Source organism: Dorea sp. YH-dor226, from assembly GCF_039832105.1.
In the GTDB taxonomy this organism is placed as follows: Bacteria; Bacillota; Clostridia; order Lachnospirales; family Lachnospiraceae; genus Dorea_A.
Window position 1 is genome coordinate 150,971 of sequence record NZ_JBDOHS010000004.1, and the last position, 25,873, is coordinate 176,843.

Genomic DNA, 25,873 nt, shown 5'->3' on the forward strand with positions numbered 1-25,873 from the left:
TAATGAATATAGGACTGATTGCCCACGACTCAAAAAAGGCATTAATGCAGAATTTCTGTATTGCTTATAGAGGAATTTTAAGCAAACACAGTCTTTATGCTACCGGAACTACCGGAAGATTAATTGAAGAAGTCACGAACCTGAAAGTTCACAAATATCTGGCCGGACCTCTTGGCGGAAAACAGCAGTTAGGTGCTCAGATTGCACAGAACGATATCGATGCTCTGATCTTTTTAAGGGAGCCTTCTAATCCAAAACCCCATGATCCGGACTTGAATGATGTCATTCGTATGTGTGATACCTACAATATTCCGTTAGCTACGAACCTGGCAACAGCGGAACTTATCGTATTAGCAATAGACAGAGGAGATCTTGATTGGCGTGAAATGTATCGATAAAGTATATAAATCAGCTCTGGCTGCAGTGTCATCTGCACTGCTTTTGTCTGCCTGTATCTTTCATCCGAAAGCCGTAGTTGCAGACTATGAAACAGACACTTATAATAAGAGTCTATATAAAGAAAAGTTATATGCATCCGACTTATGTATCGCATCCGGTGATGTCTCTTTAGACGGCATTTCATCATCAGTAACAGAGAATCTGTATTCTGCTGCACTGTTTGATCTGAACGGGAAAAAGGTTGATTTTTCATATAATGTATACGAAAAAGTATATCCGGCAAGTACAACAAAGCTTATGACTGCACTCATTGCATTGAAATATGCTGATTTGTCCGAAGTAGTGACTGTATCGTCACACGCGGATAAAGACAGTTTTGCGGCAGATGAACAGACCTGTGGTCTGGAAACCGGAGACCGGCTTACATTACTGGATCTTCTGTATGGCCTGCTTCTGCATTCAGGTAATGATAATGCGGTTGCTGTGGCAGAATATATCGGGGGAACAATGGAAGAATTCGCAGATATGATGAATGAAGAGGCAGAAAAGATCTTTGCTACGGGAACACATTTTGTGAATTCCAGTGGTCTTCATGATGATAATCATTATACGACTGCGTACGACCTGTATCTGATATTTGATCAATGCATGCAATATGATAAATTTATGGAAATCATCAGTTCCAGATCCTATACGGCTGATATCACTGGCGCAGACGGATATGTACGGCAGGTTACATGGGAACCGACAAATTACTATGCGACAGGAGAAGCTACGCTGCCGGACAATGCAACTGTAATTGGTGGCAAGACCGGAACAACAACACCGGCTGGTAACTGTCTGGTTCTGCTTGAAGAAGATGAAGAGCAGCATCCATACATTTCAATCGTGATGGGTGCTGACACCAAGGCATTACTATATCAGGATATGACAGCCCTGATCAATGCAATTCCCGGGGATAATGAATGAGAAAATCTACAAAACAATCAACCATGAAGGGACTGTTAAAAAATGTAAGCTGCCGTTTTTCGTGATATCACTGAGCGGCAGCCGATTCATTTTCAGCAGTCCCTTGCTTCATGGCAATTCTCATTATAAATTGAGCCCTATATGCCTTTAATCAGAACCGCCGATTCTTCCATAAAGGCTGATTAAATATAATCCACACAATCCTATGATCGTATAGATAATACGCGACAGCCATGACAGATTTCCAAAAATAACGGCAACAAGATCCAGTCGGAAGATTCCAACCAGAAGCCAGTTGACTGCTCCGATGATCACCAGTGTTAATGCAGTATTATCGAACCATTTCATATGATTTCCTCCTTTTATCATACTGAAGCTAGTATGAGCGTCTTAGAGAGGAAATATACATTTTTTGAAGGGAAAAATAATCAGATGAACGAAAAGCTTCCATATTATCCATATTCTGAATATCTGAAATCAAAATATCAGGAAAAAGTATATAAGCTCCCGGTCAATCTTCCTCTGACCTGTCCGAACCGTCTGCTCGGAGAGGGATGCACCTTCTGTGCAGAGTCAGGAACCGGGTTCGAAGCATTGAGTAATCAGCTGTCGGTCCGGGAACAGCTGGAAAAGACACGCATACATATTGAAAAAAAGTATCATGCACATAAGTTTATTGCATATTTTCAAAATTATACCAATACTTTTCTCCCGGCAGAGCGTTTCCGGGAATATCTTGAGGAAGCATTAAGTGTTCCCGATATTGTAGAAATCGCAGTATCTACGAGACCAGACTGTATCCGTGAAGATTATCTTGATATTCTGCAGGAGATATCTCGTTCACATGAAGTACAGATTACAATAGAACTTGGCCTTCAGACGGTCAATTATCATACATTGCAGCAGATCAACCGTGGGCATGGTCTTGCAGAGTATATTGATGCTGTTCTTCGAATCCGGCCATACGGTTTTGATATCTGTACACATATGATTTTGAATCTGCCTCAGGATGATACAGAAGACGCCATTGAATCTGCAAAAATCATCTCTGCTCTGAAAACAAACGTTGTAAAAGTACATTCTCTTTACATTGCCAAAAACACAAGGTTGTGTGAAGCGTATGAAAATGGTACAATAACTTTATGCTCAAAAGAGGACTATCTCTTTCGTCTTATGATGTTTCTGGAATATCTGGATCCATCAATTGCGGTAGAGCGTCTGTTCAGTCGGATTCCGTCAGAGGATGCTGTCTTCTGTAACTGGGGAACCAGCTGGTGGAAATTAAAAGATGAATTGCTTATGATGATGAAAGAAAATAGTAGTTATCAAGGGAAACACTATGACTATCTTGATGGTGCTGCGCTTAGACTATTAGATTAGGAGGCTTATCAGGCTTTGGCTGGAAAAGAATTAACAAATATAAAGGTATATCATAAAAAAGGACATATTAATATTGGTATTATCATCTTTGGTGTCATATTTGTCTATTTATTTGTTACAGTATTGATGTATCTTACCAATAAGCATATTACTGCATACGAAGTTCGTGAAGGCTCTATCCTCAAGGATAATTCCTATACCGGTTTTATTCTGCGTGAGGAAGAGGTCATTAAGGCAGAGAGCGGTGGATATATTAACTTCTTTGCTACGGAGGGAAGTAAAGTCGGAGCCAAAAGCAGGATTTACTCTCTGTCCGATAAAAAGCTGGACTTTAACAGTGACAATTCAGAAACTCAGGAACTGACTGCCGAAGAACAGGCATCTATGCTTGTAAGAACACAGGCGTTCTGTGAAGATTTTGATGATCAGAAATTCAGCGATGTTTATTCCATGAAAGACACCATTACTGATGTTCTTGATGGAAAATCCAGTCAGAGCCGAAAGATCCAGCTTGATGCTATGGCTTCCGAAGGACAGAATGGTCTGCAGGTATTCAATGCATCCGGAGACGGAATTATCGCCTATTCAACAGATGGATATGAAAACATAACACTTAGTGACCTGACAGAAGATATCCTGAATAAAAAGGGGTATGAGTCTTCAAGCGTAAAAGATAATACGCAGGTAAAAAAGGGAGATGCAATCTATAAACTGATACAGGATAATAAATGGAATATCGTGATTCTTCTCAGTGATGAAAGTGCAAAAGACATGTCTGAGATGACAAGTGTAAAAGTTCGTTTTTCAAAAGACAATGAAACTGCAGTTGCAGGCTTTTCCGTGCAGAAAATCAATGGAATGAATGTCGGAGTCCTTTCGTTCAGCAATTCTATGGTCCGCTATGTACAGGAGAGATACCTGGATCTGGAGCTGATTCTTCAGGATGTATCCGGACTGAAGATTCCAAAATCTGCTGTCACGGAAAAAGATTTCTATCTGGTTCCACAGGATTATCTGACTCAGGGAGGTAACAGCAATAATACCGGAGTTCTGATCGATAATGGGGACAAAAACGCGGAATTCCAGAGTGTAGAGGTCTACTATCGGGATGAAGAAAACGGAACAGTATATCTTGACCCCAATGATTTTAAGAAAAACACGTCTCTTCGAAAACCGGATTCTACAGAGACTTATCCTCTGGAAAAGACCATGAGTCTTAAAGGAGTATATAATATAAATAAAGGCTATGCCGTTTTCAAACAGATTCATATCCTCTGCGAAAGTGATGAATACTATATTGTGGAAGCCGGCAGCAATTATGGACTTGCAAACTATGATCATATCGCACTGGTTGGTAAAGATGTTCATGAAAATGACGTAGTGTATTAAAAAGGAGAGATACAGAAATGTTAAGAGAAAATCTTGAAGCAGTAGAAGCAAATATTCAGGCCGCATGTGAACGGGCAGGCAGAGACCGCAGCGAAGTTACACTGATCGCAGTCAGTAAGACAAAACCAGTAGAAACCCTTCAGGAAGCCTATGATCTTGGCGTACGGATATTTGGTGAAAATAAAGCCCAGGAACTTGCAGGTAAATACGAAGTCCTTCCGGATGATATTCACTGGCATATGATCGGGCATATGCAGCGCAATAAAGTAAAATACATTGTTGACAAGGTTGATCTCATTCATTCCGTTGATTCAGTCCGACTTGCGGAAACAATTGAGAAAGAGGCTGAAAAACGTAACGTTACGGTAAATATCCTCATTGAGGTAAATGTTGCGAAAGAGGAAAGCAAATACGGCCTCATGCCGGAAGAAGTCATTGATTTTGTGGATAAACTTGCAGATTTTCCGCATCTGCGTGTAAAAGGTCTCATGACAATTGCTCCTTTTGTAGATGATCCGGAGGAAAATCGCCCGATTTTCGCGCATTTACGCAAATTATCTGTTGACATCGCAAAGAAAAACGTTGATAATATGTCTATGGGTATTCTTTCTATGGGTATGACCAATGATTATCAGGTAGCTATAGAAGAGGGTGCAACAATGGTCCGGGTTGGAACCGGAATTTTTGGTGCGCGTGATTATACTCAACAAGTATAAACCTAGGATAGGAGAAGATTGAAGATGGGAGTATTAGATAAATTCTTAAATATCATGAAGTTAGACGACGAAGATTACGATGATGACGAATTCTTCGACGATGACGATTATGATGATGATTATGAAAAGAAGCCCAAGAGAAGTCTCTTTCATAAAGAAAAGGAAAAGGATTACGACGATTACGATGATGATTATGAAGTTCCTGCAAAGACAAAATCATCATATTCAAATAATAAAGTAACACCGATGCGTCAACCTTCAAGAAGAAGCAGTGTAAGCATGGAAGTATGTGTCATCAAACCAAATTCCGTTGATGACGCACGTGAGATTACAGAGACTCTTTTAAGTGGTCGTACTGTAATCCTGAATCTGGAAGGCATGGATCTTGAAGTAGCACAGCGTATTATTGATTTTACTTCAGGTGCTACATTTGCAATCAGCGGCAATCTTCAGAAGATTTCCAATTACATATTCCTGGTTACACCGACAAATGTAGATATTTCCGGTGATCTTCAGGATCTTCTGAACACCTCATTTGACGCGTCATCTATGAGGTCAAGGTTCTAATGAATAAAGAAGAGAGCATGTTGCAAAAAAGGCTCATTGAGCTGTCCCGTATGGCATATAACCGGGGAATTGTCACATTCTCTGATTTTCTTAATCTGAATGAATTAAATATTCTTCATACTACGCCAAAGAACATGTTTTTATCACAGTATAAGACATATGGCGGATATGACTTATCAGAGCGTCAGATGGCAGCATTTCTACCTGATGCTCTTTATTATGATTATGAATATCCTGTCCGGATTATTGAAATCAGACCATTGAATAAACGATTTGCAGAAGAACTGACTCACAGGGATTATCTGGGAGCTGTGATGAATCTGGGGATTGAGCGCTGCAAGCTGGGAGATATTATAGTGGAAGAGGGGCGTGCTCTGCTTTTTGTAAAAGAAGAAATGGCCGAATATATTGCTGAACATCTCACACAGATTCGACACACAAGTGTAGCAACAACATTTACCGCAGAATTCAACAGTGATTATGAACCGGATTATGAGGAACTGAAGGGAACCGTTCCGTCAATTCGTCTGGATACCGTCCTGTCCATCGCATATCCGCTTTCGAGAAGCAAACTGACAGCGCTCATTGAAGGTGCAAGAGTGTTTGTGAATGGAAAACTGGTCACAAGTAATGGATACCGGTTGAAAGAAAATGATATGATATCTGTTCGAAAAATGGGGCGAATCGCTTATATGGGAATTCTTTCCGAAACGAAAAAAGGACGTTATATGATATCTGTCAGAAAATATATCTGATACACAAACATAATAGAATTAATAATAATATGAGGCTTGGGAATACTATGAATACACACAAAAAACGTTATGTCTATTACATGAGAGCATTGATCAGTATATGCCTGCTTACCATACTGGATCAGATTACCAAATATGCGGCAGTCGGCAATCTGAAAGATAAGCCGTCCTGCGTTCTGATTCCCGGTGTATTTCAGCTGGAATATCTTGAAAACCGGGGAGCGGCATTTGGACTGTTTCAGAATCAGAGAGTTTTCTTTCTTATCAGCGTAGTTATCATATGCATTATTGTGATACTGTTTTACAGCAGGGTACCTTTTGAACGCAGATTTTTACCATTAAGAATCTGTGCAGTCCTGCTCATCTCAGGAGCTTTCGGCAACTGCATTGACCGGATCCGACTCGGGTATGTAATAGATTTCTTTTATTTTAAGCTGATAGATTTCCCGATATTTAATGTGGCAGACATTTATGTAACGGTTTCTGCTTTTCTGATTATTCTGCTCATATTTTTCTATTATAAGGAGGAAGAACTTGAAAGAATACTTCATCGTTGAAAATCAGGCCGGTGACCGTATAGACCGGTATCTTTCGGAAGAATTGGAGGACAGATCAAGATCCTATATTCAAAAGTTAATCAAAGATCAGTACGTAATCGTTAATGACAAGCCTGTAAAAGCCAATTACAGGCTTTCTTTGGGTGACAGGGTAGAGATAGAGCTTCCGGAGGCAAAGGAGCCCGACATCGTTCCTGAGGATATTCCTGTAGATATCTTGTATGAAGATCAGGATATTATCATTGTGAACAAACCAAAACAGATGGTTGTCCATCCTGCTCCGGGACATTACACCGGAACACTCGTAAATGCACTGATGTATCATTGCGGAAGTGAATTATCCGGTATCAATGGAACCATGCGTCCGGGAATTGTACACCGCATTGATATGGACACCACCGGTTCACTGGTTGTATGCAAGAATGATATGGCACATCAGAGTCTCTCAGAACAACTCAAGGAACATTCCATCCGACGTATCTATGTAGCCGTTGTTCATGGAAATATTAAAGAAGAATCGGGGATAGTCAATGCTCCGATCGGCAGGCATCCGGTTGAGCGCAAAAAGATGAGCATTCATGCAAAAAACGGTCGGGAAGCAGTCACACATTTTAAAGTTCTGCAAAGATTTGGGGATTACACATATATTCAATGCGAACTTGAAACCGGAAGAACTCATCAGATTCGTGTCCATATGGCCAGCATTGGACATCCCTTGTTGGGCGATGAGGTATATGGTCCCAGAAAATGTCCGTTTCCGTATCTGCAGGGACAGACATTGCATGCAAAGACAATTGGTATCATTCATCCAAGAACCGGTGAATATCTGGAAATCAATGCACCTCTTCCTGACTATTTTATTCAATTATTAGACAGACTAAGAAAACTTAAGAATTAAAATAATGTGATAATTCTATACTTTTCTCTTCAATTATTGTATAATAGCTTTATATTAATCATGAGGAGCGTGAAGTATATGGCTAAAACAAATACAATTATTACTATCGGAAGAGAGTATGGTAGTGCTGGGCGCGAGATTGGATATAAGGTTGCAAAAGACCTTGATATCAAATTATATGATAAAGAGATGTTGGAAAGAGCAGCAAAAGAAAGCGGAATCTGCGAAGAGCTGTTTCAGACACATGATGAGAAGCCAACAAACAGTTTCCTGTATTCTCTGGTAATGGATTCTTATTCTCTCGGCTATCCATCTTCAAATTATACGGATATGCCAATCAATCACAAGATCTTTCTTGCTCAATTTGACGCAATTCGTAAAATTGCAGATGAAGGCCCATGCATACTTGTAGGAAGATGTGCAGATTATGCACTGGAAGAATACGAAAATGTTCTGAGTGTGTTCATTCATGCAGATATCAATGCAAGGGTCAGAAGAATTGCAAGAATCTATGATCTTACGGATGCAAAAGCAAAGGATATTATTCGTAAAACAGACAAAAAGAGAGCCAGCTATTATAACTATTACAGCAACAAAAAATGGGGTGCTGCAGAAAGCTATAATATCTGTCTGGACAGTTCGATTCTGGGAATTGACGGAACTGCCGAAGCAATTGAAAAAATAATTGAAATTAAAGAGCGGGACTGCAGTAAAAAGATCTGACGATTACTCTGTCACGCGCGATTCCCACAAGAAAATCCTGAGATATATCAATTTATCTCAGGATTTTCTTTGTGTCGAACATAAGGAACACGCTCCGGCCACCCGGAAATATTTCCATTTAATATCGCAGTAAACATCCTCTGTTTTGCACCTGGATGCTCTATGTTCAGCTGTTTTACAAGCTCCTTGGCATACTGGCGCTTTGTATATCCATCAATCGGACAACGGCTGGTCACAACCGGAAGCTGGTACTTATTCTTAAATCCGATGACCTCTGCCTCTTCCACAAACATGATCGGACGGATGACTGTAAGATCCATACGGTCCAGATACGTACGCGGAGAGAAAGAGTAAAAGCGGCCTTCGAACAGCATGGATAAAATCATGGTTTCTATGATATCATCCTTGTGATGAGCATATGCCACTTTATTACATCCCATCTCTTTTACCACCTGATTTAATGCACCTTTTCTCATCTTTGCACACAGAGAGCAGGGATTGCTTTCCTTTCGTTCTTCAAATAATATATGTGCAATATCCGTCTTTACGATCTTATAGGGAACTCCAAGCTCTTCGCACAGTTTTACGACCGGTGTAAAATCACATTCGCGGTATCCAAGATCCACAGTCACGGCACTGAGTTTAAAATGCTTTGGATAAAATCGCTGCAGACCATGCATGGCATATAATAGAGTCAGGCTGTCCTTGCCTCCTGAGATTCCAACTGCAATATGATCCCCCTCTTCAATCATCTGATATTCATCAACAGCTTTTCTTGTATAGCTGAGTAATTTCTGTAGTTTCATTTTCATCTGTCCTTTCGTAATATCCAGACTATATTTTAGCAGAAGCGCACGCCAATGTACATAATATTTTCTTAATATCGTTTTATGAATTCATGAAGTATGTTGATATCATCCGGTAAAACAATTAAGATAGAAGATAATAAAACGGACAAATAACAGACGGAAAGGATGATCCTATGAAGAGATGGATTCATGCTTCTTTGATATTATTTTTACTGATTAGCGTAGTTCTTTTTGATACCACTGTATTTGCAAACTCATCCTGGCAGTGGATATCAGAAACAAGACCGTTTGACCTCCTTCCCATAGTTGCCGTTGCTACCATTTTTATTGAAACAGCTGCAATCAATTGGGGTGGAAACGTACATCGCCTTTATAAAGTATTTGGTATGAATATACTGGCAAACATGGTATCTTTTCTTGTACCATATCTTCTGAACTGGGCAGACCAGGTTACACATATGAAATACCCTGTATTTTCTGATATGATACAATATGATCATATCTATACAGTCGGAACATATTATTTCATTCTGACGTTATTGGCAGAAGGACCGATCATGTACTTTTCTTTAAAAAAAGATGTGGGAGATACTAGAAAAAAGCGCCTCTTATCTGCAATTATTATCAGTAATCTGATAACCACGATTCTGGTTGCTGTGATTGAACGATCTGTCTGTTATGGAATCTGGTAATCATTCCTGTCTCTTTCTGTAGTCATACGCTTATTTTTGAGTTATGGTTCCCGAAGATGTACAGCTGTCGCAGCTTTCCGGCGTCTGTCTTCATCGATTGCTGCATAGTGCTTTTTGGTCGTATTGACATCTTTATGCCCCAGAACATCTGCGACCAGATAAATATCGCCCGTTTCTTTATACAGAGAGGTACCATAAGTGCTTCTTAATTTATGTGGTGTGATTTTTTTATTCGGTGTTACCTGACGGGCATACTTTTTTACCATGTTTTCAATGGCTTGGACCCCCATGCGTTTCTTCTGAGAAGACAGGAATAATGCATTTTCATGGCCGGAGAGGGGAGTAATGGATTTCCGGTCACCTTCTATGTAATTAATCAGCGCCTCTGCAACTTCTTCACCAAAATATACAACCATCTGTCCACCGCCTTTTCGCGTAACCGTGATACCATTATTTTTAAAATCAACGTCGGTAAGATCGAGACCCACACATTCAGAGACTCGGATTCCGGTTCCCAGAAGAAGTGTCAGAATCGCCAGATCACGATCGCGTGTTTTCTTATAATAAGTAAGTGCCTGACCGGTCAGATGATCACCTGCAGTTTCTACATAATCAAGCAGCATGGCAACTTCATCCGTATCCAGACGAATGATCGCTTTTTCATGGAGCTTTGGCATATCCACGAGCAAAGTAGGATTTTTCGAAATCATCTGATGTTTAAAATAATAATTGTAAAAACTGCGTAATGCAGACATTTTTCTGGACAATCCCTTTTCCCCGTTTGTTATTAGTTCCCCGTCATTTTCACGTGTATATACTTTTAAGTATTCCATGTATTCCTCAATATCCACAGGTTCCAGCCGTTCCAGATCCTGAAGTGTAAACTGATCCATGGTATAATTCTTGTATACAGGATTATTATCTACTAAATAATGAAAAAAAACCCGGATATCATATGCATAGCTAATGCGGGTCTTTGCTGAAGATCTTGGTTCAATCGCACGAAAATAATCTTTCGCAAATGGCGGTAATGTTTTCAGAACTTCACGAAGACGTATGGTCTGATCTATACGAGTCTGTTCATGGTAGGTACGAGTTTTTTGTGTATCAGTCATAAAAAATCCCCCTTAAAAGAAATGTATGAACCCCTTAATTGCATTTATCATACCATATCCTTCATTTTTCGTCTATATCTTTTGGAAAAATCGGTATTTGTCGTATAGATCTATTTGAAAACCTGCGATTTCACAAGAACGCTTCGACGCTCATTCGCTTACCTCAGCTTTTCTTGTGAAATCGCATGATTCAAATTTTATATTTTCTACAGATGAATGGAATAATCATACTGCAGGAATCTGATTGATAGAATAAACATTACGAGTAATACACCTGTAGCAATCAACATGATCACGCTGTTCTTCATCGGCATCCGACCACTTCGTTTCAGGGCTTTTTTCCGATACATAATAAATCCGCGTATTCCGATGCAGATTGCACATACAACCACGAATTCAATAAGAATCTGTACTACAGACGATCCCAAAAATGCAATTCCAAGACCACAGATTGCAAAAGAATTGCCAAGGGCACCAAGTCCGTTTGCACCCCAGTCTCTTCCATAAACCCATAAAAAATCTTTTCCCGTGATTCCTTCAAATATAGTAAGACCAATTCCATATAAGATAAAAAATATACCGATTCCTTTCACTACATAGGAGGTAACTACGGCGATATCTGCCTCAGGAGGTGACAGATGCGAAAATGCCACAACAAACATTTTTCCGAGTAAAATCCATAATATAAGATAAAGAATACTCTTTCCTAAAAATTTTTTATCAATATCTTCCTTCATAATTTGTTCCAACCTCACTTTCCAGGTATTTTTATCACCATAAAGTACACTTTCATCGAGATCGGCAACACTGATATCATCCATGATGATTGTTTCACATGTGGCTTTAATTTCTTTTAACTTCTGCTCTTCCTCCTGCAGTTCATTCAGCCTTTTTTCCATCACCGAACTCAGGGATGTTTTGCCATCCAGAACCTCCTGAATATCCGGAACGGACACATTCAGAAGCCGCAGTGTTTTTATCTGCTTCAGTCGTCTGACATCTTCATCTGAATATTCCCGATACCCGTTCAGCTTTCTAACCGGGTGGATCAGATTTTCTTTCTCGTAATATCGGATATTCACACTCTTTATCCCTGTCACCTGCTCTACTTCTTTTATCAGCATTTGCTTCACCTCTCATAAATTTAAATTCATACGCGTATGTCTTTTCTTTCCTAAATCATAGACCCTAAAGTCGCTATAATGTCAATTATTTTTTTAATATTTATATATACAAATCTAATTATAAACAAAAAGACAATGCCTGAAAAGGAAAATTGTTCCTGAATTCCGGCATTGCCATGGGTGAGTATAATATATATAAGATAAAGAATTTTCTTATATATCGGCAGATAGATTCATACATGTTATCTAGAATCCGTATCAAAATATGCAATCGTAATAAACTGTCCCTCCTGAATATCATCAGACGTCAGTCCATTAATTTTTTTCAATTCATCAATATATTCGGTAACAGAATCATAATTCTCATTCATATATTCTTCTGCAATATTCCATAATGTATCTCCGGAAACAATCTGAATGCTTTTATAATATTTATGATCTGCAGTATTAGTATAATCTGTACGATCATGAGCGTCTACAAGACGTGTTCCATAAAATACACTGATTCCCAAAACCAGGATCAAAGCTGTAAAGACAAGCATCATTCTTTTCAAATATACATCTCTTCTTCTTTTACTAGTTACATGTAATCTGTGTGCATTCATGACAATTCCTCCTCATATGATACTTATATCCCCTTTTGCGAACAATAGTTCTGAACATCTGTTCGCTTCTGTATTTGTATTATATATCCAGAACATGTGTTTGTCAATATAGGAACTGCAAAAAAATCGAACATATTTTCTAAACATTTGTTTGCGTTTTCAACTTTCCTATGATAAAATATTTATATTAAGAATTTCGTATCATATTTGATATACAAGGAGGATTTCATGGCTCAGGGTAAAATCAGTGCAAAGCAACAGGAAATATTAGAATATATTAAGTCTCAGATTCTGGAAAGAGGTTTTCCGCCTTCTGTTCGTGATATCTGTGAAGCAGTTCATTTAAAATCCACTTCTTCCGTACATTCTCATCTGGAGACACTGGAAAAGAACGGATATATCCGCAGAGACCCGACTAAGCCCCGTGCAATAGAGATTCTGGATGATACATTTAATTTTAATCGCCGTGAGATGGTTAACGTTCCGATCGTTGGCCGTGTTGCCGCCGGAGAACCACTTCTTGCAGAGCAGAATATTGAAAATTACTTCCCTATTCCAATGGATTATATGCCGAACAATCAGACTTTTATGCTGAAAGTCAGAGGCGACAGTATGATTAATATCGGAATCTACGATGGAGATTTTGTACTGGTTGAACAGACCCCGACTGCACGTAACGGTGAAGTTGTCGTTGCACTTGTTGAAGATGGAGCAACTGTAAAACGCTTCTTCAAAGAAGAAGGTATTTATAGGCTTCAGCCTGAGAACGACGCTTTAGATCCGATTATTGTTTCGGAAGTGCAGATTATGGGAAAGGTTATTGGCGTTTTCCGTTTTCTGCGTTAATTATGTTTGTTGACAAATCACATATAAGAATTGCCGCAGAATGCAGCTGCATCATTCAGAGAGCAACAGCGTTCTGCGGCAATTCTATTTTTTAACATATTTTTTATCTTATAATTCACTGAGCCTGTCAATTCTTTTTCCATCGTTCCAGATGCGTTCCAGATTATAGAATTCTCTGCTTTCCCGGTCAAACACATGAACGATCACGTCACCATAATCCATAAGCACCCATGATCCGCCATGTTGTCCCTCGCACTGCTTCTGCTGGAATCCTGCCTGATGCATTTTTTCACTTACATTATCTACCAGTGCGCTTACCTGGCTGTCACTGGTACCATCTGCTATAACAAAATAGTCTGCGAGAACGGATATGTTTGAAATATCAATAATACAGACATCTCTTCCTTTTTTATCTTCCAGTGCCGTAAAAGCGACACGTGCCATTTCCTTTGCCTGATCCATACTAATCCTCCCTGCCTAATTCTTTCTTATAATATTCATACGTCATTTGCGTCATCGGATCCACAGATATATTACGGGTATTCAGGTATACCAGAGAATCTTTCAGTATCCTGTACAGACATGCATCAATATCTGTGAAAGCAAGCTTGCGAACATCAGCCATATTGGGCAGTTTTTTTCTTCCCGGTTCCATATAATCTGCAATATATACGATTTTTTCCAGGAGAGACATTCCGGGCCTTCCGGTTGTATGACTTCGAACAGCATCCAGAATCTCCCGCTCTTTGATATGGTATTTTTCTTCTGCTATGAATGCTCCGAGCTTCGCATGCAATAGACTTGGATTTTTTCGTTCTACCTCGGATACGCCAAGATGATGTTTTTCACACAGCTGGATTTTTTTATCTCCGGGAATGCATTTGGCACAGTCATGAAGAAGACCCGCAAGAAGTGCCTGTTCCAGGTCTGCCTCATAGCGCATTGCCATAGCCGCCGACGTGTACATAACTCCGAGAGTATGCTGGAATCGATCCTTATCCAGTTCTTTTTCAAGTTTTATACGTATCTTTGTAATCTTATCGTCCATTTCTTTTCCTCTTTTAATGTTCTGTTAAAGACTCACTTACGGAGCAGAATGCATGATCTGTCCTGATATAAGTGATGCTCCGATATATACGTTTCTACTTCTGCCGGAACATAAGAGGCAATGCATCTGCCCTCTTTTACTTCTTCCCTGAGTTCATGAGATGAAACTTTGACAGGGGAAGTCGCAAAGAGCTCTATTCTGGCATCATACTTTTCCCTCAGATACCGGATCTGAGTATTCATCTTTTCTACTGTATTTATATCATCCCGGTACGTTGCCAAAACAGTACAGGTACGAAAGAATCGTTCCGGATATCTCCATGACTCAATAGTAAATAAAGAATCCGCTCCTAAGATAAAGTAAAACGCATCACCCGGATGTGCTTTTGTCAGGTATTCCATCGTACTGTAAGAATAAGAAATCTTTGTACGTTCTGCCTCGTATAACTCTATCTTGAACTGCGGGAAAGGCCGAATTGCAAGTTCTGTCATACGAATCCGGTCTTCCACCTCCGATTCCATGGAAGAAGACTTCTTATGCGGAGGATTTCCATTTGGCATAAACCATACCTGATCCAGATCAAATGATTCATATGCGGCCTGTCCCAGCATCAGGTGCCCGTTGTGTATCGGATCAAAGGTTCCGCCCATAATTCCAGTCTTCATAACACCCTCCATCTCTGCATTGCTGTTTCCGTTCCATAATTACGGAAGCTGAATTTTTTTATTCTTATCTTTTCCTTCTTTATATAGAACGATCTTCTTACCGATTACCTGAACCACCTGGGAACGGGTACGTTCCGCAATTACTTCCGCAAGCGCACGCGGATCATCCGCACAGTTCTTGAGAACACTGATCTTAATCAGTTCTCTTGCGTCCAGAGCTTCCTGGATTGCACTGGTAACTTCCGGAGTCATACTGTTCTTCCCAATTTGGAATATCGGTTCCATAGTCATCGCAAGGCTTTTCAAATATGCTCTTTGTTTTGTTGTCATCTTTTCATTCTCCTGTAATATACCTATTTATAATAATCAAACTGAAGCCCATACATACGCACGGTGTCGCCTTCCTGAATTCCAGCTGCTTCCAGCTGTTCAAGAATCCCGGATTCTTTTAAGAATTTCTGGAAAAATGCAAATCCTTTTTCAGAATCCAGATTCGTATATCCCAGCATTTTCTCAATCTTCGGTCCTTCCACTACATACATATCATCTTCCTTTTCAACTGTATACGGAAGATCATCCAGTAAGAGCTCTTCTTCCGGGAAATATTCCTGCTCAAATACGATCGGTGCCTGATCAAGTCCCTTCAGCTGTTCAGATACATAATATAAAAGATCCTGGATGCCTTCTCCTGTGACTCCGGATATCGGGAATACACGGGCTCCTTTTGGCTCGAATTCATCTTTCAGACGTTTCAGCGGATCATCTTCGTCAGAATATATGACATCAATCTTATTTGCAGCAATCACCTGTGGCCGTTTTGCGATTTCCGGATTATAAGCTTCCAGTTCGGCATTGATCTTATAGATATCATCTACCGGATCACGTCCTTCAGTTCCTGCAGCATCTACAACATGGATCATTAACTTGGTACGTTCAATGTGACGCAGAAATTCATGTCCAAGCCCCACTCCCTGAGAAGCTCCTTCTATCAGTCCGGGAATATCTGCAATTACGAATCCCTTTCCATCCTTCAGATCAACAACCCCGAGATTAGGATTCAGTGTTGTAAAATGATAATTCGCAATCTTTGGCTGTGCATTAGTAACTCTGGACAAAAAAGTAGATTTTCCTACATTTGGAAATCCTACAAGACCTACATCTGCAATCACCTTAAGCTCAAGATCCACATACAATTCTCTGGAAGGCTGCCCGGGCTGTGCATACTTTGGCACCTGCATGGTCGCAGTCGCAAAATGCTGATTTCCCAGACCACCTTTGCCGCCTTTTAAAACAATCTGTCTGCGATTATCTCCGGACATGTCCGCAATTACTTTTCCGGATTCTGATTCTTTAATTACAGTTCCTTCCGGAACTTTCAATATAATATCATCTGCATCTGCTCCGTGGCATCTGCGCTTACCGCCCGGTTGTCCGTCTTTTGCCGTGTATTTTCTTTTGTGTCGATAATCCTGAAGCGTATTCAGTCCTTCATCCACTTCAAATATCACATCTCCGCCACGGCCTCCGTCTCCGCCATCCGGTCCGCCATTCGGTACATATAATTCGCGGCGAAAACTGACGTGACCGTCGCCTCCTTTACCGGATCTGATATATATCCTTGCTCTGTCTGCAAACATACGTCTTTCCTTTCTGTTCGATCATATTTTCTGTGACATAAAAAAGAGCGCTGCATCATAACTGTAAACGGAGTTAACTGCAACGCTCTTTTCAACTCATAATTAAGCTACCGGATAGATAGAAACCTGTTTCTTATCTCTTCCTTTTCTTTCAAATCTTACCACACCATCAACGAGTGCAAATAAAGTATCATCTCCACCGCGACCTACGTTGATACCTGGATGGATCTTTGTTCCACGCTGTCTGTAAAGGATATTACCAGCTTTAACGAACTGTCCGTCAGCTCTCTTGGCACCAAGTCTCTTAGACTCAGAATCTCTACCGTTCTTTGTAGAACCAACACCTTTTTTATGAGCGAAAAACTGAAGGTTTAATTTCATCATGGTTGTTACACCTCCTCGAATGTTAAATCAATATATTCTGCATAGTTCTCATCATCAACCATCTGCTCCAGTCCCAGAACCATTGTTTTCAAAAGAAGCTGTGTAGCATCAGACACTTCCCCGCCGATGTAACAGGAAATCATCCCATCTTTCTCATCAGAACTGAGTGAAATATCGTCATCCGTAAACTGATCAATCGCATTGATCGTATTGATGACAAGAATTGATGCTGCTGCACAGACGATGTCATGTCCTGCATCATCATATCCCGCATGCCCTTTTGTCTGAAAACCTGTATATTCGTTCTGAGCGTTTTGATAAATGGTTACATGAATCATGGATGTTCTCCAATATTAAGCGTTGATTTTTTCAATCTTTACTGCAGTATACTGCTGTCTGTGACCATTTTTCTTATGGTATCCAGTTTTTCTCTTATACTTGTAAACGATAACTTTTCTTGCTTTACCGTTCTCAACTACAGAAGCTTCAACTGTTGCACCTTCAACAGTAGGATTACCAATCTTTAATCCATTGTCACTTACTGCAAGCACCTGGTCAAATGTATAAGTCTCTCCGGCTTCTACACCAAGCTTCTCTACTTTAATGATATCGCCTTCTGCTACTTTGTACTGTTTACCACCTGTTGCTATAATTGCGTACATATGGCACCTCCTATTATCATTACTCGCCAACTACGGTGTCCGACCTGTAACAGGGCAGAACTTAAACCTCATTGTGCGGCACACTATTGCATGATATCATATGATTTCATAAAAATCAAGTGTTCTGCATCAATTATTTTCAATATTTTTTTCAGAATTCACCTGAAGAAGAATCAACGCAGCTATCACACATACGATTCCTGCAAGATTCAGAAAATCCAGACGTTCATGGAAGAAAATCACTCCAAACAGACTGGCAGCCACAACCTCAAAGGATGCTATAATTGATGCTCTGCTGCTCTCCATATAGCGAAGCCCCAGAGAATACAACACATATGGCATGGCCAGTGTAATCACACTTCCGACTATAACAATCGGCATCTCTTTTATATGTTCTGCTATGATACAGAACGTATCTCCGGGATCACTGATCAGAAACGTACCTGAAGCTGCAAAAATAAAGGTATATACCGTCACAGTCATTGATTCATATCTGCCAACCAAAAATTTTCCGATAATACTGTAAAGCGCATATGCCAGACCGGTACATAATCCCAGAAAAAGTGTAAGAACAGGCTTTTCTCCCAGGTTTGCTCCTGACAACCCAACCACCAGAATACATCCCGTAAATGCAAGAAGAAGTGCAGCTACTTTCCGAAGTGTCAACGTCTCCCTGAAAAGGACTACTGATAAAACCAATACAAAAAACGGTGCAGTATACAACAAAACAACAGCAACCGACAATGATGCCATCTGTACCGTGGCCGCATATGCAAGATTGTTAACAAACAGGCTTCCAAATCCGGTACCCAGGAACCATTTCAGATCATTCTTTTCGATATGAAACTTTTGTCTGTCCGTAATCAACAGATACAGGACAAGAACCAGTGCAGCAGAACAGATTCGTACCGCTGCTGTCTGACGGGTACTGAATCCGAGCGATGCCACATATCTTGTCACAATTCCCATGGATCCCCACAGAACGGAAGCCGATAATACAAACAAAGGAGCCACTCTCTTCATTATGATTCTCCTGACAGATTCAATAACTTACATGCATTCTTATAAAATATTTTATCTTTTTCTACGTCCGTAAGTGGCATCTCTGAAAGAATCTTAACAAATTCCTTTTGTCCTGCCCATGGAGAATCTGTTGCAAACAGGATTCTTTCAGCGCCATGGGAACGAACCATTCTCAGGAACTGTTCCTGTGACATTCTGTCAAGCACAACAGCCGTATCCAGATATACATCTTCACCGACCAGATAATTCTCCACATCATCCCACATTTCATTACCGCCCATATGTGCCAGAACCAGCTTTACAGGCTTCACTTCATCCAGTAACTCACGCGCCATCTTCGGGGTACAGTGAACATCCTCCGGACATTTTGGATCCACACCTGCATGAACAACCACTGCAAGATCAAGCTCGGATGCATAACTGATGATCCTTTTATATTGGATGTCATTAAAATATCTGTCTTGATAGTCCGGATGAAGCTTAATCCCTTTCATGCCCATGTCGCGGATCTCGCGAAGTGCTGTTTTATAGTCTGTACAGTCCGGATGAATTCCGCCGAATGATATAATCGGAGCATCCTGATATTGTGCTGCGAAGCAGTTCACAGAAGACATCTGCGAGGCTTTTGTTACTGCCGGCAGTGCTACAGAGATATCGATTCCTGCCTCTTGCATGGAAGCCTTCAGTCCACCGTACATACCATTGGTACATGGAGTGGCCTGACATACTCCGCTGAGAAAATCAATTGTTTTTTCAGCAATCTTTTCCGGAAATATATGTGTATGGAAATCAATAATCATATTTCTCTTTCACTTTCTTTCTCTTTCATTTTGTCATAACAATATCCGATGATATCCCGTCGGGTAATAATGCCGATGAAATGTCCTCTGTCATCTACGACAGGCACATAATTCTGTTCCATAGCGCGTCCTATTAGATCTTCCATATTTGATTCAGCCGTCACGCACTGATAATCGACCCGACGTTCAATCTTCATGATACTAATCTCTTCTGCTTCTTTTATATTAAATAGATTCAATTTCTTTAATGACCACAGCAGATCACCTTCTGTGATCGACCCCACGTATTTGCCCTCTTTATTCAGAATCGGCACACTGGAATATTTGTGATATTCCATTATTTCCAACGCTTGTCTAAGTGTGTGATAGTCATATATGTAAGCAAGTTCACTTTTTGGCTTCAGGAAAAAAAGTATATTCATTACAAGACCTCCCCAAGTCTTCGTCATTTCATTATATGATTGTTTTTACAAAGATGTCATAGATTGCATTAATGGCTGCCGCAAAATCATGATTGCGGACACCGATGATAATATTCAGCTCACTGGAGCCCTGATCAATCATTTTTACATTCACATTGGCATGTGCCAGTGCAGAAAAGATTCTTCCGGATGTTCCGCGTGTTGCACGCATTCCTCTTCCTACGACTGCAATCAGTGCAAGATCCGATTCCAGTTCCAGAAAGTCCGGTTCAACTGCACGATGGATTCCTGCGATCACTTTCTGTTCTTTCTCTTCAAATTCATCCTGATGAACAAAGATCGTCATGGTGTCTATTCCGGACGGCATATGTTCAATAGAGATGTCATTTTGTTCAAACACTTCCAGTACTCGTTTACAGAACCCCACTTCTGAGTTCATCATCGCCTTTTCAACCGTAATAGATGCAAAATCCTTCTTTCCTGCAACACCGGTAATTACAAATCTCGGTTTTCTGCAGGTGTCTTCCACAATTAAAGTTCCTTTATCTTCCGGCGAATTCGTATTGCGGATATTGATCGGGATACCTTCCTTTCTTACCGGGAAGATTGCATCTTCATGAAGTACGGTTGCTCCCATATAGGAAAGCTCTCTGAGTTCCCTGTAGGTAATTACGTCAATTGGCTTTGGATTCTTAACAACCCTGGGGTCAGCGATCAGAAATCCGGAAACATCTGTCCAGTTTTCATACATGTCTGCATGCACTGCTTTTGCAACAATGGAACCTGTAATGTCCGATCCGCCTCTGGAAAAAGTCTGTACTCTTCCATCCGGTCTGGATCCATAGAATCCCGGTATGACCGCACGTTCTGTATGCTCAAGCCGTGCAGAGAGAATCTGATCGGTTTTTTCTGCATCAAAATTACCGTTTTCATCAAAAAATATTACATCCGCCGCATCAATAAATTCATAGTCAAGATATGCTGCCATAATAATACCATTCAGGTATTCTCCTCTGGATGCAGCGTAATCCCTTCCTACTTTCCTGCTGAAATTTGTTCGGATGATTTTGAATTCTTCGCTTAAGTCAAGTGACAGCCCAAGACCTTCAATGATACTGTTGTATCGCTCTTCAATATTATGGAACTGTTCAACAAAGCTTGTCTCACAATCTTCTGAATCATCTTCCAGAAGCGCCTGCCCATAGCAGCTATATAACATATCAGTAACTTTTGTATCATCTGGCGTACGCTTTCCGGGTGCGGAAGGAATGACATATCTTCTCGTCTCATCTTTTGAAATAATTCTGCCTACTTTTTTAAACTGCTCGGCACTCGCCAGCGAACTTCCACCAAATTTTACAACTTTTTTCATCTTCTTTCGTACTCCTTCAAAATACTTTTCTTTTTAACCTTTATTATATTACATCATTTTCTGGAGAACTTCAACGTATTACATCAGCAAATTTTGCATTCGTTGCTTTTTGAAGATCCTGAGGCGATAAGGTAATCTGCATTCCGAGTTTCCCGCCGCTTACATGCATTTTCGTAAGTTCACATGCATTTTCCTGTATAACCGTAGGAAACTGCTTTTTCATACCAATCGCAGTACATCCGCCTCTGACATAACCTGTTACCCGGGTCAGATCTTTCAGATGCAGCATTTCCAGGGACTTTTCACCGACAACCCTGGCCGCCTTCTTAAAATCAATCTCTTCTTCGATCGGAATGACAAAGACATAGTATCCACCCGTTTTTCCTGTCGTCACCAGCGTTTTGTATACCAGTTCATGTGCATATCCCAGCTTATCAGCCACCTGGATCCCATCTGTAAATTCATCACATTCATACTCTTCATACGTATAAGGAATCTTCTGTCGATCCAGCATACGCATTGCATTCGTCTTTACTTCTTTTTTACTCATATAATATCAGCTCCTGTTTTATCAGATCATATCCCATCCAAGATTCTCAAGCGAGATGTATGACTCTTCTTTCTGAAGATCTTTGTCATTTTTCGCATATACTTCCAGTCTGTGATAATGAAGCGGAACCAAAGAAGGATCCATTCCTATATAAGAAAGAAATGTTTCCATTACCAGATCTGGTTTCAGATTCTGTTCACTTCCGGTCGCGAGAAACAGATAGATGCTGTCACTTTCTTTTCCTTGCTCTCCCGGAAGAACTTCCATCCGAAAAATCATAGGCCTGATGTTCACTTCTTTTTCACTTCGCTTCGTCTTTTTTAGTACTGTAATCTCCGGCTGTTCCAGAAACGTCTGTATCCGTTCATTCCAGTCCGCAGGCAGAGGTCTGGTGATATCAGATGTTTTTACGGATTCCAGAAGTGTTACCCGGTAATCGGCAGCAGCGACAATCGTCATTCCACTTGCCTTTTTCTCTTCTGATATCTCACGAAAGCTTACAATCTCCATTCCTTCGACCATTACGTCATTCAGCTGTTTCAATGCTTTTTCAGATGTGATCGGTTCTTCCAATTCTATATCCAGATACTCTCCGTCACTGGTCACTCCTACACCAAGCGGCTGCGCAAAAGACATGATCATATGCGGACTGTAACCGCCTGTATAGGCAATCGGGATCCCTGCTCTTCTTATCGCTTTCTGAAAATATCGCATCACATCAAGATGTCCGATAAACTTCATAACTCCATATTTACGGAATTTAATTCTTGCCTTCAATGCAGACCCCTCCTTTCCATTTTGCTACCCCGCATCCAGAACACTGCGTCCGGCAGTTCGGTGTCACCTCTGCACGCATTGCACGTTCCCATTCGCGCTGCAAAAACTTTTTTGTCACTCCGATATCAATGAAATCCCATGGGAATATTTCATCCATAGAACGTTCACGCTGGTTATAAAATGCAATATCAATGCCAGTATTCTCAAATGCCTGCATCCATTTTGCATTATCGAACTGGTCACTCCATGAGTCATAGAGACATCCCAGGCGATATGCCTCCTTAATCACTTCGGCTGTCTTTCGGTCTCCTCTGGCAAATACACCTTCCAGTACGGTAACCTCTGCATCATGCCAATGATATTTCAGGCTCTTGCGATTCAGCTGTTCATTAAATGCATGCTTAACAATAGCCGCCCGGGCAATGTATTCTTCATTGGTATACATTTTTGCCCATTGAAAAGGAGTAAAAGGCTTCGGAATAAAGAAAGAACTGCTGGCCGTAATCTGGCACTTGCCGTTTCTCTGATCCTTCGGAATCTCATAATACCTTCTGGCAATCTTATCTGCCAGTTCCGGGATCGCCCGCATATCTTCCTCTGTCTCCGTAGGAAGTCCCAACATAAAGTATAATTTCACCTTGTTCCATCCACCTTCAAACGCTTGACCTGCTCCTTCCAGAATATCCTCTTCTGTAAGTCCTTTATTAATTACATTACGCATTCGCTGGGAACCGGCCTCCGGAGCAAATGTAAGACTGCTTTTCCGGATGTCCTGTACCTGTCCCATGACATCCAGAGAAAATGCGTCAATTCGCAGGGACGGCAAGGAGATGTTAATTCCATCCTTTTTGAATTCATCGATCAAAAAAGTAACAAGTTCCTTAAGCTCACTGTAATCGCTTGTACTTAAGGAACTGAGCGATATCTCTTCATGTCCTGTATTCTTCAGCATCTTATAGGCATATTCCTTCAGTACTTCGACATTTCTCTCTCTGGTCGGGCGATAGAGCATTCCCGCCTGACAGAATCGACAGCCACGGATACAGCCCCGCTGCACCTCCAGGACTACCCTGTCCTGCGTCACTTTAATAAACGGCACAACCGGTTTTTCCGGATAGGTTGTATTCGTTACATCCATAACCACCTGTTTTTTAATGGACTCTCTGGCATGTGGGTTATTCGGTCTGAATGACTCAATCGTTCCATCTTCCTTATACGAAACATCATAAAATGAAGGAACATAGATTCCCTCTATTTCTGCCGCTTTTTCAAGGTAGTCTTTTCTGGAACCACCATTCTTTTTGTTTTCTTTATAGGCATCCAGGAGCTGGTCATAGACCGTCTCTCCCTCTCCAATATAAAAGAGATCGAAAAATTCTGCCAGTGGCTCAGGATTATAAGTACACGGTCCTCCTCCGATTACAATCGGATCCGACTCATCACGTTCGGAAGCCTCCAAAGGAATCCCGCTCAGTTCCAGTACCTGCAGAATATTTGTGTAGCACATCTCGTACTGGATCGTAATTCCCAGAAAATCAAATTCTTTGATCGGATCCTGTGATTCCAGAGCAAACAGTGGAATATTCTCCTCTCTCATAATTTGATCCAGATCTGTCCATGGTGAATACACTCTTTCACACCACACATCCTCTCTTCGATTGAACATATCATAGAGAATCTGTATTCCCAGGTGCGACATTCCAATCTCGTACACATCCGGAAAACACATTGCAAAGCGGATGTCCACATCTTCTTTTGACTTCATGACAGAATTCACCTCACCGCCGATATAGCGGGCAGGCTTCTCGATTTTCATTAATATATCGTCACTCAAAGCAAGTTTACGCATTCTTTTTAGACTCCTTCGTTATTTTTATACAATCATCAGAATATATCTTCTGCTCATTCACATTCTAAGTTTCTAACAAGTTGCTGTTCTTGTCAAGAACGTTTCACATCAGAATTCCAGATAAAACAACTAAACACGATTCTTCCGGAGAGATCTGTGATCGATTTGCATTCGAAGACTCCCGGAATATTGCGATTGACCAGGCAAAGGGTACCTATCTTCAGTTTCTTGACAGCGACGACTGGATTACCCCCAATGCCACAGGACTTCTGGTGCAGTCTACACAGCAGTATCACTGTGACATGGTAATCTCTGATTTTTATCGCGTGGTTGGAGATCGCGTATCGCATAAGGGAGATATCGAAGACGATTGCGTATTGACTCGTGAAGAATTTGCGGAACATATGATTGAAAATCCTGCTGACTTCTACTATGGTGTACTCTGGAACAAATTATTTAAGCGTAGTATTATCGAGGAACACCATCTTCGCATGGATACCAGCATCAGCTGGTGTGAAGACTTTATGTTTAATCTCGAATATATCCGTCATGCAAATATATTTTATGCACTGCAGGTTCCAATCTATTATTATGTCAAAACGAAAGGCTCTCTTGCAAGCCAGGGAATGAGCATTTCAAAGACCATCAAGATGAAGCTGATGGTCTTTGAGTATTATAATAATTTTTATAAACATGTAATGAACGACGAAGTCTATGAGAAAAACAAATTGTGGGTATACCGTTTTCTCATTGATGCTGCCGGTGACGGAGCAGTTCCGCCCGCAATTCTCCCCGGATCCAAGAAGCTTGGAGAAGAGCGCAATCAGATCTCGTCCGAAGCGATATCCAGTGAAGGTTTCCTGATGGATGAATACCGGAACCGTAAACTTCTGGATTATTACCTAGAACCAATTGCAATGAAAAATGACATGACATTAAATGAAGCACGGCTGCTTCTCTATCTGAATCAGCCTCATCACTGCACGACACGCCGTGAGCTGGCCGACTTTACCAACATGAGCCAGCACACATTGTCCATGCTGCTTCAGAAGCTGTCTGCAAAAGGATTGCTGAAAGTAGAAACGATACGAAGCAAAAAGCAAATCAAGCAGAATATTCAGAAAATTCTGTAAATGGATC

At 40.7% G+C, this 25,873-nt stretch carries 33 protein-coding genes; 13 read left to right on the forward strand and 20 right to left on the reverse strand.

Translation table 11 applies throughout. The annotated features are described in order from the left end of the window. The first annotated feature begins 2 nt into the window (after positions 1-2). A complete protein-coding gene (gene mgsA / locus ABE547_RS05340; RefSeq protein ID WP_235250165.1) occupies positions 3-398 on the forward strand; it encodes a methylglyoxal synthase in 396 nt (131 codons plus the stop codon). Further along, a complete protein-coding gene (locus ABE547_RS05345; protein WP_347377789.1) occupies positions 382-1,368 on the forward strand; it encodes a serine hydrolase in 987 nt (328 codons plus the stop codon). The genes mgsA and ABE547_RS05345 overlap by 17 nt, the downstream gene beginning before the upstream one ends. Positions 1,369-1,515: 147 nt before the next feature. Here the strand turns inward: ABE547_RS05345 and ABE547_RS05350 are convergent, their stop codons facing one another. Then, the gene (locus ABE547_RS05350; protein ID WP_235250160.1) at positions 1,516-1,716 is read right to left on the reverse strand and encodes a DUF378 domain-containing protein; all 201 of its coding nucleotides are present in this window, start codon (positions 1,714-1,716) and stop codon (positions 1,516-1,518) included. 84 nt (positions 1,717-1,800) lie between these two features. On the opposite strand from ABE547_RS05350, the gene ABE547_RS05355 reads away from it, so the two are divergent. From ABE547_RS05355 to ABE547_RS05390, 8 genes are all read left to right on the forward strand, one after another. Beyond that, positions 1,801-2,748 (forward strand): TIGR01212 family radical SAM protein, encoded by a 948-nt coding sequence (locus tag ABE547_RS05355; protein ID WP_347377790.1) that lies wholly within the window; start codon positions 1,801-1,803, stop codon positions 2,746-2,748. 15 nt (positions 2,749-2,763) lie between these two features. Next, a complete protein-coding gene (locus ABE547_RS05360; protein WP_347377791.1) occupies positions 2,764-4,137 on the forward strand; it encodes an HlyD family efflux transporter periplasmic adaptor subunit in 1,374 nt (457 codons plus the stop codon). 17 nt (positions 4,138-4,154) lie between these two features. Further along, entirely contained in the window at positions 4,155-4,853 is a 699-nt protein-coding gene (locus ABE547_RS05365) for a YggS family pyridoxal phosphate-dependent enzyme (RefSeq protein ID WP_347377792.1), read from the forward strand. 24 nt (positions 4,854-4,877) lie between these two features. Next, positions 4,878-5,420, forward strand: coding sequence for a cell division protein SepF (locus ABE547_RS05370; RefSeq protein ID WP_235250152.1), 543 nt, complete (start codon positions 4,878-4,880; stop codon positions 5,418-5,420). After that, positions 5,420-6,175: a YlmH/Sll1252 family protein gene (locus ABE547_RS05375; protein ID WP_347377793.1), complete on the forward strand. Its 756-nt coding sequence runs from the start codon at positions 5,420-5,422 to the stop codon at positions 6,173-6,175. The genes ABE547_RS05370 and ABE547_RS05375 overlap by 1 nt, the downstream gene beginning before the upstream one ends. A 47-nt stretch (positions 6,176-6,222) precedes the next feature. Further along, on the forward strand, positions 6,223-6,732 hold the full coding sequence (gene lspA / locus ABE547_RS05380; RefSeq protein ID WP_347377794.1) for a signal peptidase II: 510 nt from the start codon (positions 6,223-6,225) through the stop codon (positions 6,730-6,732). After that, entirely contained in the window at positions 6,710-7,630 is a 921-nt protein-coding gene (locus tag ABE547_RS05385; RefSeq protein ID WP_347377795.1) for an RluA family pseudouridine synthase, read from the forward strand. Before lspA ends, ABE547_RS05385 begins: the two co-directional genes overlap by 23 nt. A 78-nt stretch (positions 7,631-7,708) precedes the next feature. Next, positions 7,709-8,353 (forward strand): cytidylate kinase-like family protein, encoded by a 645-nt coding sequence (locus ABE547_RS05390; RefSeq protein WP_235251170.1) that lies wholly within the window; start codon positions 7,709-7,711, stop codon positions 8,351-8,353. A 47-nt stretch (positions 8,354-8,400) separates the two neighbouring features. Here ABE547_RS05390 and ABE547_RS05395 read toward each other — a convergent pair whose 3' ends face one another. Further along, on the reverse strand, positions 8,401-9,159 hold the full coding sequence (locus tag ABE547_RS05395) for an ATP-binding protein (RefSeq protein WP_347377796.1): 759 nt from the start codon (positions 9,157-9,159) through the stop codon (positions 8,401-8,403). A 176-nt stretch (positions 9,160-9,335) separates the two neighbouring features. Between ABE547_RS05395 and ABE547_RS05400 the strand changes: the two genes are divergently transcribed. Beyond that, complete coding sequence (locus tag ABE547_RS05400) at positions 9,336-9,854, forward strand: hypothetical protein (RefSeq protein WP_347377797.1); 519 nt, start codon at positions 9,336-9,338, stop codon at positions 9,852-9,854. A gap of 41 nt (positions 9,855-9,895) precedes the next feature. Here ABE547_RS05400 and ABE547_RS05405 read toward each other — a convergent pair whose 3' ends face one another. From ABE547_RS05405 to ABE547_RS05415, 3 genes are all read right to left on the reverse strand, one after another. Beyond that, positions 9,896-10,969 (reverse strand): tyrosine-type recombinase/integrase, encoded by a 1,074-nt coding sequence (locus ABE547_RS05405; RefSeq protein WP_347377798.1) that lies wholly within the window; start codon positions 10,967-10,969, stop codon positions 9,896-9,898. A 206-nt stretch (positions 10,970-11,175) separates the two neighbouring features. Further along, positions 11,176-12,093: a MerR family transcriptional regulator gene (locus tag ABE547_RS05410; RefSeq protein WP_347377799.1), complete on the reverse strand. Its 918-nt coding sequence runs from the start codon at positions 12,091-12,093 to the stop codon at positions 11,176-11,178. Between the two features lie 242 nt (positions 12,094-12,335). After that, positions 12,336-12,698: a LysM peptidoglycan-binding domain-containing protein gene (locus tag ABE547_RS05415; protein WP_347377800.1), complete on the reverse strand. Its 363-nt coding sequence runs from the start codon at positions 12,696-12,698 to the stop codon at positions 12,336-12,338. A gap of 228 nt (positions 12,699-12,926) precedes the next feature. On the opposite strand from ABE547_RS05415, the gene lexA reads away from it, so the two are divergent. Then, positions 12,927-13,544, forward strand: a complete 618-nt coding sequence (lexA, locus tag ABE547_RS05420; RefSeq protein WP_347377801.1) for a transcriptional repressor LexA — start codon at positions 12,927-12,929, stop codon at positions 13,542-13,544. Between the two features lie 108 nt (positions 13,545-13,652). Here lexA and rsfS read toward each other — a convergent pair whose 3' ends face one another. The 15 genes from rsfS to ABE547_RS05495 form a co-directional block, all read right to left on the reverse strand. Continuing rightward, positions 13,653-14,006 (reverse strand): ribosome silencing factor, encoded by a 354-nt coding sequence (rsfS, locus tag ABE547_RS05425; RefSeq protein ID WP_347377802.1) that lies wholly within the window; start codon positions 14,004-14,006, stop codon positions 13,653-13,655. A 1-nt stretch (position 14,007) separates the two neighbouring features. Then, a complete protein-coding gene (gene yqeK, locus ABE547_RS05430; RefSeq protein WP_347377803.1) occupies positions 14,008-14,592 on the reverse strand; it encodes a bis(5'-nucleosyl)-tetraphosphatase (symmetrical) YqeK in 585 nt (194 codons plus the stop codon). 32 nt (positions 14,593-14,624) lie between these two features. After that, positions 14,625-15,257: a nicotinate-nucleotide adenylyltransferase gene (gene nadD / locus ABE547_RS05435; RefSeq protein WP_347377804.1), complete on the reverse strand. Its 633-nt coding sequence runs from the start codon at positions 15,255-15,257 to the stop codon at positions 14,625-14,627. 39 nt (positions 15,258-15,296) lie between these two features. Continuing rightward, on the reverse strand, positions 15,297-15,587 hold the full coding sequence (yhbY, locus tag ABE547_RS05440) for a ribosome assembly RNA-binding protein YhbY (protein WP_347377805.1): 291 nt from the start codon (positions 15,585-15,587) through the stop codon (positions 15,297-15,299). Between the two features lie 23 nt (positions 15,588-15,610). Further along, on the reverse strand, positions 15,611-16,894 hold the full coding sequence (obgE, locus tag ABE547_RS05445) for a GTPase ObgE (RefSeq protein ID WP_347377806.1): 1,284 nt from the start codon (positions 16,892-16,894) through the stop codon (positions 15,611-15,613). 102 nt (positions 16,895-16,996) lie between these two features. Continuing rightward, positions 16,997-17,278: a 50S ribosomal protein L27 gene (gene rpmA / locus ABE547_RS05450; protein WP_016225477.1), complete on the reverse strand. Its 282-nt coding sequence runs from the start codon at positions 17,276-17,278 to the stop codon at positions 16,997-16,999. A gap of 5 nt (positions 17,279-17,283) precedes the next feature. Then, positions 17,284-17,616 (reverse strand): ribosomal-processing cysteine protease Prp, encoded by a 333-nt coding sequence (locus ABE547_RS05455; protein WP_347377807.1) that lies wholly within the window; start codon positions 17,614-17,616, stop codon positions 17,284-17,286. 15 nt (positions 17,617-17,631) lie between these two features. Next, positions 17,632-17,940, reverse strand: a complete 309-nt coding sequence (gene rplU / locus ABE547_RS05460; protein ID WP_235249401.1) for a 50S ribosomal protein L21 — start codon at positions 17,938-17,940, stop codon at positions 17,632-17,634. Between the two features lie 129 nt (positions 17,941-18,069). Next, entirely contained in the window at positions 18,070-18,963 is an 894-nt protein-coding gene (locus ABE547_RS05465) for a DMT family transporter (RefSeq protein WP_347377808.1), read from the reverse strand. Then, positions 18,963-19,763, reverse strand: a complete 801-nt coding sequence (locus ABE547_RS05470) for an amidohydrolase family protein (protein WP_347377809.1) — start codon at positions 19,761-19,763, stop codon at positions 18,963-18,965. The genes ABE547_RS05465 and ABE547_RS05470 overlap by 1 nt, the downstream gene beginning before the upstream one ends. After that, positions 19,760-20,185 carry a CBS domain-containing protein gene (locus ABE547_RS05475; RefSeq protein ID WP_347377810.1) on the reverse strand — a complete coding sequence of 142 codons (426 nt, stop codon included), beginning with the start codon at positions 20,183-20,185 and terminating at the stop codon, positions 19,760-19,762. The genes ABE547_RS05470 and ABE547_RS05475 overlap by 4 nt, the downstream gene beginning before the upstream one ends. Positions 20,186-20,216: 31 nt before the next feature. Beyond that, positions 20,217-21,557: an aspartate kinase gene (locus tag ABE547_RS05480; protein ID WP_347377811.1), complete on the reverse strand. Its 1,341-nt coding sequence runs from the start codon at positions 21,555-21,557 to the stop codon at positions 20,217-20,219. 70 nt (positions 21,558-21,627) lie between these two features. Further along, the gene (ybaK, locus tag ABE547_RS05485; protein WP_347377812.1) at positions 21,628-22,107 is read right to left on the reverse strand and encodes a Cys-tRNA(Pro) deacylase; all 480 of its coding nucleotides are present in this window, start codon (positions 22,105-22,107) and stop codon (positions 21,628-21,630) included. Between the two features lie 21 nt (positions 22,108-22,128). Further along, positions 22,129-22,884 (reverse strand): TIGR03936 family radical SAM-associated protein, encoded by a 756-nt coding sequence (locus tag ABE547_RS05490; protein ID WP_347377813.1) that lies wholly within the window; start codon positions 22,882-22,884, stop codon positions 22,129-22,131. Then, positions 22,868-24,733, reverse strand: a complete 1,866-nt coding sequence (locus ABE547_RS05495) for a TIGR03960 family B12-binding radical SAM protein (RefSeq protein WP_347377814.1) — start codon at positions 24,731-24,733, stop codon at positions 22,868-22,870. Before ABE547_RS05495 ends, ABE547_RS05490 begins: the two co-directional genes overlap by 17 nt. Positions 24,734-24,822: 89 nt before the next feature. On the opposite strand from ABE547_RS05495, the gene ABE547_RS05500 reads away from it, so the two are divergent. After that, positions 24,823-25,866: a glycosyltransferase gene (locus ABE547_RS05500; protein ID WP_347377815.1), complete on the forward strand. Its 1,044-nt coding sequence runs from the start codon at positions 24,823-24,825 to the stop codon at positions 25,864-25,866. The last annotated feature ends 7 nt before the right edge of the window (positions 25,867-25,873 follow it).